General features: G+C 40.7%; 15 protein-coding genes and 1 riboswitch. Of the genes, 2 read left to right on the top strand and 13 right to left on the bottom strand.

Annotated features, from left to right (window positions below; all coding sequences use genetic code 11):
• Positions 1-71 precede the first annotated feature (71 nt).
• Positions 72-890, top strand: a complete 819-nt coding sequence (locus tag IEU65_RS05620) for a LysR family transcriptional regulator (protein WP_010292527.1) — start codon at positions 72-74, stop codon at positions 888-890.
• Here IEU65_RS05620 and IEU65_RS05615 read toward each other — a convergent pair.
• On the bottom strand, positions 885-1,454 hold the full coding sequence (locus IEU65_RS05615; RefSeq protein WP_010292525.1) for a xanthine phosphoribosyltransferase: 570 nt from the start codon (positions 1,452-1,454) through the stop codon (positions 885-887). The genes IEU65_RS05620 and IEU65_RS05615 overlap by 6 nt on opposite strands.
• Positions 1,451-2,785, bottom strand: a complete 1,335-nt coding sequence (locus IEU65_RS05610) for a nucleobase:cation symporter-2 family protein (RefSeq protein WP_010292523.1) — start codon at positions 2,783-2,785, stop codon at positions 1,451-1,453. Before IEU65_RS05610 ends, IEU65_RS05615 begins: the two co-directional genes overlap by 4 nt.
• Before the next feature lie 74 nt (positions 2,786-2,859).
• Positions 2,860-2,957: riboswitch (purine riboswitch) on the bottom strand.
• A 167-nt stretch (positions 2,958-3,124) separates the two neighbouring features.
• Here IEU65_RS05610 and IEU65_RS05605 point away from each other — a divergent pair.
• Complete coding sequence (locus IEU65_RS05605) at positions 3,125-6,223, top strand: BspA family leucine-rich repeat surface protein (RefSeq protein WP_010292521.1); 3,099 nt, start codon at positions 3,125-3,127, stop codon at positions 6,221-6,223.
• 80 nt (positions 6,224-6,303) lie between these two features.
• Here the strand turns inward: IEU65_RS05605 and IEU65_RS05600 are convergent, their stop codons facing one another.
• The 11 genes from IEU65_RS05600 to IEU65_RS05550 all read right to left on the bottom strand — a co-directional run bounded on the left by IEU65_RS05600 (position 6,304) and on the right by IEU65_RS05550 (position 15,914).
• A complete protein-coding gene (locus tag IEU65_RS05600; protein ID WP_010292518.1) occupies positions 6,304-7,227 on the bottom strand; it encodes a magnesium transporter CorA family protein in 924 nt (307 codons plus the stop codon).
• A complete protein-coding gene (locus IEU65_RS05595) occupies positions 7,224-7,688 on the bottom strand; it encodes a GNAT family N-acetyltransferase (RefSeq protein ID WP_010292516.1) in 465 nt (154 codons plus the stop codon). The genes IEU65_RS05600 and IEU65_RS05595 overlap by 4 nt, the downstream gene beginning before the upstream one ends.
• Positions 7,657-8,268, bottom strand: coding sequence for a signal peptidase I (gene lepB, locus IEU65_RS05590; RefSeq protein ID WP_010292512.1), 612 nt, complete (start codon positions 8,266-8,268; stop codon positions 7,657-7,659). The genes IEU65_RS05595 and lepB overlap by 32 nt, the downstream gene beginning before the upstream one ends.
• A 99-nt stretch (positions 8,269-8,367) precedes the next feature.
• Positions 8,368-9,207 (bottom strand): YidC/Oxa1 family membrane protein insertase, encoded by an 840-nt coding sequence (locus IEU65_RS05585; protein ID WP_010292510.1) that lies wholly within the window; start codon positions 9,205-9,207, stop codon positions 8,368-8,370.
• The gene (gene rnpA / locus IEU65_RS05580; RefSeq protein ID WP_010292508.1) at positions 9,204-9,554 is read right to left on the bottom strand and encodes a ribonuclease P protein component; all 351 of its coding nucleotides are present in this window, start codon (positions 9,552-9,554) and stop codon (positions 9,204-9,206) included. The genes IEU65_RS05585 and rnpA overlap by 4 nt, the downstream gene beginning before the upstream one ends.
• Positions 9,555-9,682: 128 nt before the next feature.
• Positions 9,683-9,817: a 50S ribosomal protein L34 gene (rpmH, locus tag IEU65_RS05575; protein WP_002816117.1), complete on the bottom strand. Its 135-nt coding sequence runs from the start codon at positions 9,815-9,817 to the stop codon at positions 9,683-9,685.
• 114 nt (positions 9,818-9,931) lie between these two features.
• A complete protein-coding gene (locus tag IEU65_RS05570) occupies positions 9,932-10,996 on the bottom strand; it encodes a BMP family lipoprotein (RefSeq protein WP_010292507.1) in 1,065 nt (354 codons plus the stop codon).
• Between the two features lie 99 nt (positions 10,997-11,095).
• Entirely contained in the window at positions 11,096-11,962 is an 867-nt protein-coding gene (locus IEU65_RS05565; protein ID WP_010292505.1) for an NAD(P)-dependent oxidoreductase, read from the bottom strand.
• Between the two features lie 54 nt (positions 11,963-12,016).
• On the bottom strand, positions 12,017-12,826 hold the full coding sequence (locus IEU65_RS05560) for an HAD-IIB family hydrolase (protein ID WP_010292503.1): 810 nt from the start codon (positions 12,824-12,826) through the stop codon (positions 12,017-12,019).
• A complete protein-coding gene (locus IEU65_RS05555; RefSeq protein WP_010292501.1) occupies positions 12,823-14,058 on the bottom strand; it encodes a metal-dependent hydrolase family protein in 1,236 nt (411 codons plus the stop codon). Before IEU65_RS05555 ends, IEU65_RS05560 begins: the two co-directional genes overlap by 4 nt.
• Positions 14,058-15,914, bottom strand: coding sequence for an FAD/NAD(P)-binding protein (locus tag IEU65_RS05550; protein WP_010292499.1), 1,857 nt, complete (start codon positions 15,912-15,914; stop codon positions 14,058-14,060). Before IEU65_RS05550 ends, IEU65_RS05555 begins: the two co-directional genes overlap by 1 nt.
• Positions 15,915-16,001: the final 87 nt, after the last annotated feature.

Raw genomic sequence — 16,001 nt, 5'->3', positions numbered from 1 at the left:
CCCCCGTGTTTGCTATTTGTAAAATAAATATTTATAATGTATTCAATTAAAAAAACTAATAGGAATGGACTATGTTCAAATTATTACAAACCTTCATTGCAGTTTATGAAACGCGGTCTTTTTCAAAGGCAGCAGACCAATTATTTATCTCGCAACCCAGCGTCAGTGTCCATATTAAACAATTGGAAACCGAGTTAAAAACAACCCTATTTGACCGAAATGGCCGTACTGAATTAGCACCGACAACTAATGCCCGTATGTTGTATCAACGCGCGCTAGCGCTTTTAGATGATTGGCAAAAAACCACCGATAGTCTTGTTCAAAATCGACGGACCACTATCAAGATTGGCGCCTCGCAAACTTCAGCAACCGTCTTATTGCCTAAAATAGTAGCTCATATTAAAAAAGATGATTTCAATACCACTGATTTCCAAATCGAAATGCATAATTCCGAGGAAATTCTAGCTGGCATATTGAATCATCAGTTTGATATTGGCTTAATTGAAAAGCCGATTACACATGATTTTATTGTGCGTGAAGCCATTGCTACCGACCAGTTAGTGTTAGCGGGTAATCCTAACAGTGATCTATGGCTGGTGCGTGAAAAGGGTTCTGGTGTATACCACTATACACAGCAATATTTCAAACAAGAAGACATTGTGCCCGACCATTTTTTAACCATTGCCAACAACGACGTGATTGTCAAAATGCTGGCGGAAAACTTTGGTAAGTCGATTGTCAGTATTCAAACACTGCCCAATGGCGTTCCTTATCAATCTTTAAATAGCAATTTTAATCGCTCATTTTATTTGATTCGTTCAGCACATGAAAATCGTGCTGATGTCCTAAAATGGCATAAACATTTCGCAAAAATTGCCAGCCAATTATAGAAATTCAACTTGACCGTTGACAAAAGCTTTAATTCTCGCCAAACTTTCCACATGAATGCCTCGCTCATCTAGTAGCTGGCGTCCTTTTTGGAAAGTTTTTTCAATGACAATACCAGCCCCAACAACATGTAAATCAGCGTCTTGGGCAATTGTCAGTAAACCATCAACCGCCTGACCGTTAGCTAAGAAGTCATCAATAATGAGCACATTCTCGCCTGCTGTCAAAAAGCGCTTGTCAATCATGATATGATTGGTTGTTTGCTTAGTAAATGAATAGACGTCAGCAGTCCACACATTATCTGGCAACGTTAATGACTTGTTTTTACGTGCAAAAACAACTGGTACGTGTAGCGCCAATCCAGCAAAAACGGCTGGTGCAATACCAGAAGTTTCAACCGTTAGGACCTTATCAATCTTCTCATTAGCAAATAAACGCGCAAACTCTTGTCCCATTGCTTGCATCAGTTCTGGATCAATTTGATGGTTCAAAAATGAATCGACCTTTAAGACGTCTTCATTTAATACCCGACCATCTTTTTGAATGCGCTCTTCTAACAATTTCATTGTGCTAACCCCTTTTCAACTATTTTACCATCCATTACTTGTTCGCCGTCGTCATTAATTTTACCATTAAGAATCATGTTCAAGACCACTGCTAAAATTGATGTCACGACCACGCTGTTTGTCACAATCAGTTGAATAGTTTGTGGCAAATGCTGGAAAAATTGTGGGTAGACCGTCACACCAATACCACCACCAATTGATAACGCCGCAATCACTAAGTTTTTCTCAGAATCAAAGTTGACATGGCGTAAAATATTGACACCTTGCACACCAATCGTCCCAAACATAACAAACATTGCACCACCCAATACAGCACTTGGAATTATCGTTGCTAATGCGCCAAACTTTGGTAGCAAACCAATAATAATTAAAATGATTGCTGCAAAATAAATGGGTTGTTTCGTTTTCACGCCTGAAAGTCTAACCACACCAACGTTTTGACTGAAGGTTGAATAGGGAAATGTGTTAAAAATACCAGACAAAATGACCCCTAGACCTTCGGCTCGATAACCATTGGCCATGTCGTGTGCACTTAGCTTACGACCAGTCAAATCAGCTAACGCAAAGTAAACACCCGTTGATTCAATCATACTCGTTAATACAATCACAATCATTGTGATAATGGCTGACGTATGAAATGTCGGAACACCCAAGAAAAATGGCGTTGGCACGTGCACCCAAGCAGCTGAAGCAACAGGTTCAAGTGATACTTTACCTAAAAAGGCTGCAAACACAGTACCTAAGATAATGCCTAATAGAATAGCAATTGCTTTGACGAAGCCCTTAGCAAACAACATGAAACCTAAAATGATGATAATCGTGACTAAACCAACCAATAAATTGCTTAAATCACCATAACTTTTGGCACTCGCATCACCGCCAGCCCAATTCAGTAAGGCAACCGGTATCAATGTAAAACCAATCACTGTAATCAAAGAACCGGTGACAACTGGCGGAAAATAAGCACGCAATTTGGCAAAGAGCCCACCAATTAGAAAAACAAAAATGCCGGCAGAGATGGTTGCACCATACATTGCACCAATGCCTAGCGTACTACCAATGTTAATCAAGGGTGATACAGATTGAATGGCTGAACCAAGCACAACGGGCATGGCAATACCAGTTAATGGCGTTCGCTTCAGTTGTAGCAATGTTGCCACACCAGTCATTAAAATATCCACTGAAATTAAATAAGCCATCTGTGCCGCCGAAAATTTCAAGGCTGTTCCAATCAGCAAAGGCACCAACACACCACCCGAATACATCGCTAGCACATGTTGTAATCCTAAGAACAAAGATTGTACTTTGTTTTGTTTCACCGCGTTATCCATTTTTCCCTCGATTTCTCGCTACAATTAAAAAAACTGACCATTTCCCTATCAGAAAAGGCCAGCATTGTCTTTGAATCGAATACTAACTTGCGATAGTCGCACCTTTTGGCGTGCGGTAGAAACTAGGTCACCATTTTTAACCAATTATATCTGCAATTATTTTATGTTTATAGCTTATCAAATTACCTATTAGTAATGCAAGTTTTTGATGATATTCTCCCTAAAAGAATCAGCCATTAATTGTTTACAATTTGTTCATATTTAGCACGCAAATTATACATCTTTCACAGTGATAATAGACTTATCGAAATTATAGTCATTTGGGAGCATCGCAACATTATGAAATTTAAAAATCTCTTTCTAACTGGTTTACTCATTGTGAATCTGCTAACACCACTCATCTCGGTGTCAGCCAGTCAAACGTCATCTACCCCCCCAGAAAATCAGAATACCCCTGTCTCTAAGACCACAGATACCAAAGATTCAAAGACTGTAACATTACCTGACAATTCAAGCAATGGTCCTTTTAAAACAACGGTGGAACCGCCAATTGAGCAGGCAGCAGATGTAATTGAAGCCGATGAAGCTAAGCCAAAATCATCAAACAATTTACGGATTTCTTCATCCGGAACAAATGGTACAGTTTCATGGTCTTTTGATAGTACTACAGGCTTGCTCACATTTAATTCAACAGGCACATTAGCACAAAGAGTAGACACAAATCTTACAAACGCCGCCGTCAACCCAGATGCTGTTAAAAAAATTGTCTTTACAAAAACAGTCGAGCTCCCTTCTGATTCTTCAGCTTTATTTGCTGATTTAGCAAATTTAACACAATTTGATGCACGCAATCTTCAAACCGATGCCGCCACGAACCTAGCAAGACTTTTTTATAATGATTCATCTCTACTTAAAATTTCTAATACTAGCTTCAAAACAACCACTACTTTAACATCAGTAGCAGGAATTTTTGGCAATTGTTCAGCATTACAAACAGTAGACATAAGTGCAATGCGTACGTCCAGTTCAACTACCGCCACTAATGACATGTTTACCAATACAACAAATTTATGGAAAATTACATTCGGGAAAAATACAGATCTGGCTCCTTGTGGATTACTTGAAGCACCAAACGTTGGTACCAAATTATCAACTGATGATGGCAATTTATACACTACTCGCTCTAATTCTTGGCGTATTGTTGAGGTTGCTGGAAACGACCACAACCCACAAGGAGGAACCGTATCAACTGAACAGATGTTAACTCTTGGTCCTATTTCAGTCAACCAGCCGGTTAGTGTTGTCTGGGATAACGACGCTAATTACAATGGTTATCACGGCTCTGTGTTTTGGCAACTTAACCCCTCAAACGGGAAAATGGTTTTTGGTGGTAACTCCATAGGTGAATTTGAATCTGGTCTATCGGTTAAAGCTAATCTAGAAAGCTATAATATACCTGCTACACTTGTTCAAGGCATTTCTTTTACTGGGACCGCCAATTTAGTTGTCAATTCAAGTTATTTGTTTTCTAATTTACCAAATTTAACAAGTTTTGATAGTAATTATTATTTAAAGACGGAAAACGCACAAATTTTTGGTAATATGTTTGAGAATGATACCAAGTTGACCACCGTTTCGTTTCCCGGATGGAACACAAAAAAAGTCACTACGATGTTTGAAATGTTTAAAAACTGTTCTCAGCTTGAGAAGCTTGATCTATCGACATTTCTGACTACAAAATCAACAACTACTCATACCAACATGTTTGCCGGTACTACAAAGCTTTGGAAGCTCACCTTGTCTCAAAACGCTAGTTATAACAATAATTGGGGTCTACTTCAAGTGCCATCAATTAACACAAACATAATCGATAGTGGCAGCACCTACTATGTCAAGGAATCCAAATGGCAACAAGTATATAGTGGCACTGCACACGCTCCCACTGGTGCAACATTTGATACTCCTGCCAGCCTCGCTGATGCCACACCGGAGGTTAACGCTGGTCAGGCAGAAACTTTTGTTTGGTCCAACAGTCAATATTTGTTTGGTGTTCATGGCACTGCGCCTTGGCAACTAGACCCTGTCACTGGCAAGATGGTTTTTTACACAGGTACTTTGCAAAATTCTCAATCAGTAACAGATAATCTAAGTAGTTATGGCGCAGACGCAGAAACACTTGTTAAAGATATTAGCTTTAGCGGTACCGTAACATTTCCTATGGATGTGACTGAACTTTTTTCGAGTCTAGATTCTTTGACCACCTTTAATGGTACCAATGTTGACAGCGACAAGACCGAAAATTGGACACAAACTTTTTCCAAAAATGAAAACCTAACGTCCTTTACTTCAGGGTCTCTTAACACCCGATCAGCCACTAATATGTTTGGCTTGTTCGGATTCTGCACATCCTTGACCACCTTGAATACCTCATTTTTAGACACAGAAAAAGTAACTGACATGTCATACATGTTTGCTGAATTGAAGGCTTTAACATCATTAACTCTAAACTTGAATACTAGTTCAGCTACTACTATGACTTACATGTTTTCTGGCTCACACATAACTTCTCTTGATCTCACGTCATTTAACACAGGCAACGTAAAAGATATGAGTAACATGTTTTTTGATTGTCAGGCTTTAAAATCAATTAATTTATCGTCTTTTAATACACAAAAGGTCAGTAATTATAATAGTATGTTTCAATTCACCCAAAAATTAGAAACACTTGATTTAACGCCTTTTATAATCAGACCTGATGCAACTGTTAAAAAAATGTTTCTGAATACTAATAACCTGTGGCAGATTAAATTAGGTGTATCTACTGTGTTCCAATCCTCTCCTGATTTTACTGAAGCCCCTCCTGCCTCGACACCAATTCCAAACACTACTTTTACTACTAGTTTGCAAAGTTGGCAAATTGTTGGGAACGGTTCGGTTCACCACCCAATGGGTAATTTAGTATCCACATCTGATATGTGGTCATCAGCGTTTATTTCACGCCCCGTAACTTATGTTTGGGCTCAAGAACCAGAATCTCGCATTGATGAGGCTGATAATTTATCTTTTTCGACGGCTAACCTAGGCAGTCTATCCTCTTTTCAATTAGGTTTAAACAACGATGTGAACGATGGCATCACGTTAGATTATTTATACGGTAACTATAATGTAACTGTTACTCAAGCGGAGCCATGGGTTGGCGACGGCGATGTCACAATAGACGCCAGTGATCTACCAATAACCTATGGTGGTCAGAATTTGAGTTCCGGCCGCGTTACATTTGCTTCTGGAAACTCAATCGCGGATCGACTCAAAGTCAAGTATAATCATGATAGCAATAAGTCATTTGCAATTAACTTAGATAATGGTAGTAATTTATCTACTGCACTGGGAAAAACACTCACATCAACAATTGAATGGTCTTTTGAAACAACGCCCTGAATAACAATAAAAAAGAGACTTCCGCCCACTGCGCGGAAGTCTCTTTTTTATCACACTTGGTTCACAATGCGCCTTATCACTCACTTCCTAAAGAACCCACTCAACATCAACAGCAGGCTCACAATCGCCATCAAGGCAGCGGTAATGACTAATGTGACCCACCAGCCACTTTGTGCCGCAGCAAATGGCAGCCACTTGACGTTCTCACCATAAAAGCCACTGACAATTGTCGGTACAGTCAACACAATAGAATAGACTGTTAAGACTTTCATCGTCCAGTTCAGGTCACGATTACTCAAATTTCCCAGTGCATCACTCACTGAATTAATCACTTCCATTGCCAAATTAGCCATGTGCTCAGCTTGCCCAACTTCGACACGAACATCATCAATATGTTCTAACTCGAAATCTTGCAACGTTTTTTTGAAGTCAGTCCGATAATTATCCAGCATGGCATGGTTATTAGCCAATGAATTTTGAATATAAATCATTTGCGTTTGCAAATGTAACAAATCATTCATTTGCTGTGTTGTCCGCTTTTTATCGGCAAATTGCGCTTGAATGACACGTCTCTTGCGATTAATATCCGTAATTTCATCAACGTAGCGTGTCATTAATGAATAAAGCCCCGTCATAATGAAATCAAAAGCACTGATATCGTCATCAGCAGCACGAACTTGCTGATTTTGTGGTTCTAGAAGCACCGTTTTAATGTAATCAGTTGGCTCGTGCGTAAAAGTATAAACATCCCCATGTGCAAACAAAATGCCAATTGGTCGCGTTTCCACATTTTTAGGATGATAAGAAATCACATCAATCACCATTAAGGCTTCATCAGCCGCATGGTCATACTCCATACGGACACTTTCGTTATGGTCGACCGCATAATTAATCATTTCATTGGTCAAATGATGCTCTGATATCAATCGTTGATGCTCCGCCGGCGTCAAATTTGACACGTGATACCATTTAAAATTTTTAACTGCTTTAACTGTGTCAATCATTTTCTACCATCCCTGTACGTCACATTTTGTGGTCTAGCCAGCTGAGATTTTCTGACTGGGACAAAACCCTCGCGGTCATAGAATCGTTGTGCATCAAGGTTAGCCACAACCACTTTTAATTCCAAAGGTTCATTCACAGCCTGACGCGCCCACTCTAACAAACGTGCCCCAATACCATAGCCTTGCCAGCCCTCTTTAACAAACAACAAATGCAAAAAATGATCCCATTCAGATAACGACGCAAAGCCAACAATCTCATTTCCAAAAACAGCTACCATCACCCGTTCACCATGAGAATCGGTCACAAAGTCAGCTAATTTAGGGTGCTTCACCCATGAAAAATGATGTTGTCGGCTCTCCAAATAAATACGCGCAACTGCGTCTGAATCTTCAGGTCGCATTGCGCGTAGTACAAGTTCGGTCGCTAATTTATTTGACAAAAAACTCTTTTGATTGGCCATTAACGTTCTCTTTTGCTTTGGTATCTGAATTCCAAAATGGTACGTAAACCTTACCTAATATATGCTTCTTTTCAATAAAGCCAAACATGCGGCTATCATTTGATACGGAACGATGATCACCTAAGACAAAATACATATTTTTAGGTACCACACTTTTGTTCCGATCTTTCTTTTGCCATAGATCCTCACGAGATGATAATGTCTTCAATGACCAATCACCCCACGTGCCACTGGTACGCTGGTCGTTGCTAATATAGTCCTGATTAACCTTTTTACCGTTGACATATAGGTTAGCACCGCGATGTTCCACTGTGTCACCAGCCACTGCAATAACACGCTTCACATAGTCTTTGTGTCCCGACTTGATTTGCGGATCTTCATGTGTTGCATCAAACACAATCACATCTCCGCGCTTAATCGTTGCTAATTTATTTTCAATAACAAGTTCACTATTTTCTAAATTAGGCAACATTGAGGGACCATCAACCTTAACCAATGTGAACCAAAAAGTCCGAATTAACATCGCAATGGCTAATCCAATAACAATTGGTACAACCCAATTTTTGATAAAATTTTTCACTTACTCTACCTCTTCAATATTACACAATATTATATCATATATCGGTTCCAAACATGATTGTATACAAAAAGGGCAACCAACCGATTGCCCTTTTGAGTATTACTTACGCTTACCGCGACGTGCCTTTTTAATTTTACGTTGCTTTTCTTTTTCAAGTGCTTCAGCTGCTTCACGTTCACGACGAATCTTGAATGGATTTTGTAAGAAGAACGTTTGTACAGTTTGGAACGCATTACCCACCACCCAGTAAAGTGACAATGCACTAGGCACTGCCAAGGCTGAGAAAAAGATAATCACTGGGAATAAGTAAGGCATTGCCTTAGTTATCCCATTTTGGTCTGGATTGGATTGCATTGATAACCATGATGAGGCAAAGGTGAATAGTGCCGCCAACACTGGCAAAATGTAGTATGGATCATTGCTACCTAATTCCAACCACAAAAACTTACCTGAACGCAACACGGGTGAATTCCAGATTGATTGGTACAACGCAATCAAAATTGGCATTTGTACAATCAATGGTAGCATTGAGGCGAATGGATTAACACCAGCATTTTTATATAATGCTTGTTGTTCAGCCATCATTAATTGACGACTTTCCGTATCCTTACCCGGATATTTAGCTTGCAAGGCCTTCAATGCTGGCTGGACCACTTGCATTTTCATCATTGAACGAACTTGATAGACCATCAATGGCAAAATCAAGAAGCGAATGAAAATCGTGAACAGGATAATACCCATACCATAATTATTACCGAACCAACTCGATGCCCCTAAAATGGCACGGGTGAAGACGGCAACAATGGCACTCCAGAAGCTATGGGACGCAACCTGTCCTTCATAAGATAAACCAGAAACAATAATCAAAACCAATGCCACGGCTGACATCACTAATGGCATAGGGCCAATACTCTTTAAAATATTCTCAAAACGTTTCATGCATTCTCTTCTTTCAATATCTTAGCCAATTTTAACACATGAATCATCTGCTCTTTTAAGAACTTTTGACTTTGATGTGCGGCAGCTGGTCGCGCAATCACTAATAAATCCAATTCTTGAGGCATTTGTGGTTTTAATTCTAATAAACTCTGTCGTATGCGACGTTTTACCCACACTCGGTCATGGGCCTTACCGACTTTTTTGCTAACAGATAAACCGACACGGAAGTGCTTTTGATCAGTTTTAGTCATTTGATAGACAATAAAATACTTATTAGCTATCGAATGATGCTTATTAAAAACCTGTTGAAACTCTTCTGGTTTTTTGATACGGAATGTTTTTCTCATAACGTGACGCGGCTCCCTATTATGTACGCGGTTGACCCGCATTCAAAATTAGATTTGCCAAAGCTGCCTGAATACAGGTATCAGCTTCAACTTGTAAATAAAAAAGCCACTGCTGAGCAGCGACCTTGTTAGGCAGATAGAACCTTGCGGCCCTTTGCACGACGGCGAGCCAAAACTTTACGACCGTTGCTCGTGCTCATACGCTTACGGAATCCGTGTACGCGTTCACGATGACGCTTCTTTGGTTGGTATGTACGCTTCATGTGTGTTCACCTCCAATCGCGATTTTTACCTGCAAAAACTTTGCAATTCGCTAATAATCATACCATGAATTCAAGCCAAGCACAAGTAAATCAAAGTTTTTGACTTAGCCTTAATTATTGTTTAACTTTTGTTGGATCAGTTGGCACTGAAATTTTGCCAGCTAAAATTTGTTGTTTTGCCTTTTGTGCTGCTTGCCAAGCGTTATCTGGCATACTGTCACGTGCGATATCGACACCTTTTTCTTTCAAACCGTAAGTGACTGTTTTGCCACCAGGGAAGTTACCCTTTTTACCTTGGTTAGCCACCAAAACGACTGCATTATCAACACGTTTGATAGCTGAAGCTAGTGTAAAGTTGCTCTTTTCACCGTCTTTGGTTGTGTAGTTACCATCAGCTTTTTGGTCCATATCAACCCCAACGACCCAGACCTTCTTGTCTGCCGTAGTGGCTTGATTTTCAGCCTTAGCTTCAGCAAAAACACCGTTACCAGTTGCACCAGCAGCTTGGAATATCACATCAACACCACTCGCATACATTGCAGCAGCAATTGTCTTACCTTTAGCTGCATCCGTAAATGTATTGGCATACTGTGACACGAACGTTGCCTTAGGGTTAGTGGCTAGGACACCTGCTTTAAAGCCGGCTTCAAAATGATCTAACACTTCACCTTTGACCCCACCAACAAACCCGATTTTACCTGTCTTTGAGGCTGTTGCGGCAGCGACACCGGCTAGATAAGATGACTGTTCTGATTTGAACATAATTGAAACAGCATTTTTATATGGTACTTCTGCTTCAACCATGGCAAATTGCGTTTTAGGGTTTGCCTTGGCAACTTGTTTCATTGCCGGACCACCCATGAAACTAATACCAACAACTAATTTGTAGTTGGCTTTGACAGCTTGTTGCAAGTTAGACTTAATTTCTGAACTATCGTTTGACACAAAATAAGAATAGCCATTAACGCCTTGTTTGAGTGCATTTTGTTGACCGTATTTTTTAATACCAGCCCAAGCGGATTGGTTAAAAGACTTATCATCAACACCACCAGTACTAGTCACTAGCGCTACACTATACGCGCCCTTTTTACTAGCCTGATTGTTGGTGATAACCGCGGCACCAATGCCAATAACTGCAACAGCGGCGACAACTGCGCCGACTAAGGTAGAACGTTTCATATCATATCCTCCGACTATGTATCTCTCGGTATACATAGAAAATTTTGTGTTGACACACTGTCTACCATATTAACAACTATTGACTAAAAATGCAACAAATTATGACGAAAATACCGCCCACAATTTCACAATTGCTTGTACGCCCTCATCCCCGTGATCGACACTTAATTTTGCAAACAATTTTTCCGCTAAGGCTGTGTTAGGGAGGTCAATGTCCATTTCCTTGGCGGCATCAAGTGCAATTCTTAAGTCTTTTAGCAAATGTTTGGCATAAAATCCGGCAGCAAAATCACCCTTTAAAACACGCGGCGTATAGTTATCAATTGACCAAGAGCCAGCAGCCCCTTTACGCCAAACATTATAAGCCATTTCTAAATCTAAGCCAGCCGCTTTGGCATACACCAAAGATTCTGCCATCGTTATGACTGTTGCTGCGACGCCAATGTTATTGCTCATTTTCATGTGTTGCCCTTTACCGGCCGAACCCACATGCACAATTTGTTGCCCAATGCTTTCAAAAACTGGTTTAACGGCTTCAAACACATCAGCCTCACCACCGACCATGATAGTTAAAGTACCAGACTTTGCACCAATATCACCACCAGATACTGGTGCGTCTAAGACTTTAAAGCCTAAATCCGCGCCAGTTTGTGCCAGTTGCTCAGCTAAATGTGGCGTCGAAGTGGTCATATCCACTAAAATACTACCTGGTTTAGCACCGGCAAAAATCCCATCATCTCGGGTCCAAACATCTTCAACATCTTGGGGATAGCCGACCATGCTAAAAACAATATCGGCTTGTTGAGCAACTTCTGCTGGTGTATCCGCCCACACGGCGCCATGACTAATCACTTCATCTGCCTTTGATTGGGTGCGATTATAAACCGTGACATGATGTCCAGCTTTGAGTAAATTATTAATAATACCCGTTCCCATCACACCAGTACCAATAAATCCTAATGCCATAATAATACCTCCTGACAAGTATTATAAAAGCACTGCACACCTGCAATGCTTTTTTTATGATAAATGCGTTATCTTCTGAATTGTTTTCAACACACCGCTGTTGTTATTATCATCAACTGCTGTTTGATAATCACCCGTGATGCGTGCGTTTGGCATTTTGAACGGTTGCCCAACCGCGCACAACATTTCAACATCATTGCCACCGTCACCAAAAGCGACAACATCCACCATATTAACACCATAGCTCGACGCTAACATATTGAGAGCAGACGCTTTATTAACACCGGCCGCGATAATATCAATCGCTCCAGTCCCTGTTTCAGTAATGTGGACAGCATCACCTAATGCCAGCCGCGCGTCACGATAAAATTGAGACTCGTCAAAGTTTTGCCAACTCATTGTTACTTTATATATTGGCTCCGGAATATCTGAAACATTTTCAAACCGAACAATATTTTTAAAAAGCTTGAAGTACCGTTCACTATTTTTAATGTTAGCGTACCGTGGCAAATAAGCCGTCTCATCAGTCGAAAAGACCAAACCACGATCAGGTTGAACATCATAATTAACTAAAAAATCTTGAATATGTGCTAATGTTTTCAACGATAAAGCCTTTGAAAACAGCACTGAACCATCGCTTTTAATGACACGCGCACCATTATTGGTCACAAAATTAATCGGCTCATTCAAAAAGTCTTTAAAAATAACGTTGATTCGCTCTTGATGAACGCCAGTTGCAATGGCAAAAGCAATATTTTGACGTTTTAATTGACTCAAAACACGCCGAAATAACGTTTGGTCAAACTTCTTGTCATCTGTCAAAAACGTACCATCTAAATCAGTTGCAATAAGCTGAATTGTCAATAGTCCAAGCTTCCTTTATTCAATGGGTATTGTAATTCACCAGAACGGTCTGGTGCCTCTGACACTAGTTTACCTTTATAATAAACGGTTGGCAAATTTACTGCCGTTATATTTTCAAGCGGAGACTGGTCCATGACGATAAAGTTAGCCATCGCACCCGTCTTCAAGTGCCCATACTCTGATTCAATATGTAGCAATTCAGCACCATTAATCGTCGCAGCTTGCAACACTTGTGCCGGTGTTGCACCTGCCATCACCATCAATTGTGCCTCTAATGCCGTATCATTGAAGCCGTTGAGCGGTGATCCGGCATCTGTCCCAAGTGTTAATTTAACACCGGCTTTTGCATATTGACCCAAAGCACGCATGTGTCGCGGTGCCCACTTATAAGCTGTTTTAACCATCCATTCTGGTAAAATGCCATCCCCACGTTTGACAATTACATAGGGTGCTGTCAGCGTTGGCGTCAGTGTTGCGCTCGTTTTAAGAAACAAATTAATCGCTTCATCATCAGCATCAAAAGCATGTTCAATGCCATCAGCGCCAGCACGCAAAGCAATTTTAACGCCTTCAAGCGCTTCTTCGTGGACTGCCAAACGAGCATGAGATTTTTCATGAACTGCTTGAGCAGCTGCTTGTATTAACTCAAATGACATTTGCACATCATCAGGTTGCTCATTAGGACTAAAAGCAATGCCCCCACTGGCAAACAATTTGATGTTATCAACACCTGCTAGAAAATGACCACGCACGGCAGCCCGCATCTCGGCAGGGGTTGCAACCACGATCCCTTGCTTTGAACCATGACCACCAACTGTTGTAATTGCACGCCCAGCAGTTTGTAAGCCAATCAAGTTTTGTTGTTCAGCCCGCTTGGCAATGTCAATATCTAAATCATTTGTCGTTGCTAATGCTCGAGCAAACGCTACACCATTTTGTTGCAACGTTTGAAGATTTGCCAAACCATTTTGAATTCGTTCTTCATCAGTTTTGATCAACTGATTAGCACCAACAGGAAATACACGATTAGCAATGTGAACATGCGTATTAATCAGACTTGGCATGACATAGTGATCTTGCAAATCAGTCGTTTCTAAGCTTGAAAAATCACTTGGCACATCATTTGTTCCACGTGAAACAATATGATCATTTGCTACCACGAACCATGCGTTTGGTCTAAAAACCTGTTCATCTTCTTGGTATAGTCGCGCATTTGTAAATAATTTTGCCATCACAAGTTCTCCAAAATACGTTGTGCAATGACAGCACCTTCTCGCAAAATCACCGTGTTAACACCCGGACGAGGAATCACTGTGCCAAACCATTTTTTCCCTTCAACAGGAATGCCATACAAGTACAAATTGGGAATGTGATCCCCATTTGCATCAATAACTTCTAATGTTTGGCGATCAATATTAGCAGCACCCAATGTCCAACTTGTCCCATCTTGACGCATCAAAGTTGGCGATACCAGTGTTCCTTTATCGCGCAAATTAACTAAAATAGGATTGACCGCGATTGCCATGTTAGTTGCACCTAACCTTGCTTCCACTAAGGCATTGCCGCGGTATTCTTGTTGTCGGCTGTCTCGTGCAACAAACTGACCGTCCTCGGTTGTCACCTTGATTTGTGACGCGGTAATATCAACAATACCGGCTTTTATCAACGCACGAAGCTGTTCGACACGTAATAATGGTGGTCCAACTGATACCAAAACGTCCAGCGGACGGAATTTGGTCAAAAACTTTTCATAATCATCAACTGAGAAATAATCATGTTCCACAACATAGCGCACACGGTCACGCATATCTCGCAGAATATCAAACGCGCCAGCAAATGGTGCTGATTTGTTCCCCAGCCGTGCATCAGCAATATCCGCAGCTAAATACGATAATACCCAAGTGCGATAATCGGCATCATTTGGCAAATCACGAGCTGGATTACGTACCAAATCAATATCTAATGATGGTATATCACTCAAACCAAATTCGGCAGCTGTGGCATTCAAGTCACCACTCGTGAGTAATGCCACTTTAAGCGCTTCGGATTGATCATACGTCAGATTACTTTGCCCACTATTAATACGATTTAGCAAGTGTTTATAGGTCAATTCCTTAACCACTAAACTTTCAAAAGCCTCATAAGACATTTTACCGTCTCCAGCAGCACGTAGCGCCTCAAGAGCAGGTAACGTAAAGAAAGTTGGCTGGTATAACTCACTAGTGTCTTTTTCATTGACACCGCGCGCATGTAGCGGGAAGCCACCGCGCGAACCTGCAATAATATGTGGTTCGTGACCAGAGGGTTGATAAATTAACTCTCCGGAATCATCACGGACAAAAGTTCCACCTTTGCCAATTGAAAGTGCCGCTAAATAATCGAAAAAGCTCAATCCCAAGCCACGTATAATCACGCGATTATTTTCTGTCAAGCCTGACAAATCAGCTTCTGATGGGTGAGTTGGTCCAATATAAGGCAAGTGGTGTTCATCGGCAAATGCCTTAAAATCAGCTTCTTCAGATGTCAATTCATCATCAGCGTGCCCAAGTGCCATGACAACTTGGTCTGCTAATATCTGTGTACCATCACCAAGTGTCACTTGAAATTTTGTCCCAATTTTAACTAAATCGGCCACAGTTTGTTTCGTATAATTAAGCGTTTGATTGCCTTTGACACGTCTTTTTAACCATTCAAAAAACCAAGCCGCATAGATGCCCATGATACCACGCGTTGCGAAATCACCAGTATGTGTCAGCTGCAAAATTTCACTCGCATAGGCACTATCAAATTCTGGGTGTTGTGCAATAAAATTAGGCGCTTCGGTGGTTAACCATTGAAAGAGACTTGGTCCTGAAAAAGGTTTGCCTCCGTTTTCAATTGAATCATCATTGAATAGTGTCACTTGGTCAATGACTGTATTCATCAAGAATAAGTTGTTTTGTTTGATTGTGGGGTCCCAAACACGACCACCAATGGCGTATGGATCAAAGATTTGTACATCAAGTTGATTATCACTGTCATCCAAATTAATAAGGCGCTCAGCTACCGCTAAACCACGCGGACCGGCACCAATGATTGCTACTTGCATTTATATTCTCCCCAGCGTATCAAATCAACCTAACTAAGGTTTCAATACTGATTTATTATTAGTCACTCACTATTATAATGGTTTAAC

Origin of the sequence: Leuconostoc pseudomesenteroides KCTC 3652, assembly GCF_014634745.1 — a bacterium.
In the GTDB taxonomy this organism is placed as follows: domain Bacteria; phylum Bacillota; class Bacilli; order Lactobacillales; family Lactobacillaceae; genus Leuconostoc; species Leuconostoc pseudomesenteroides.
This window is presented reverse-complemented; position numbering and strand designations above follow the sequence as displayed.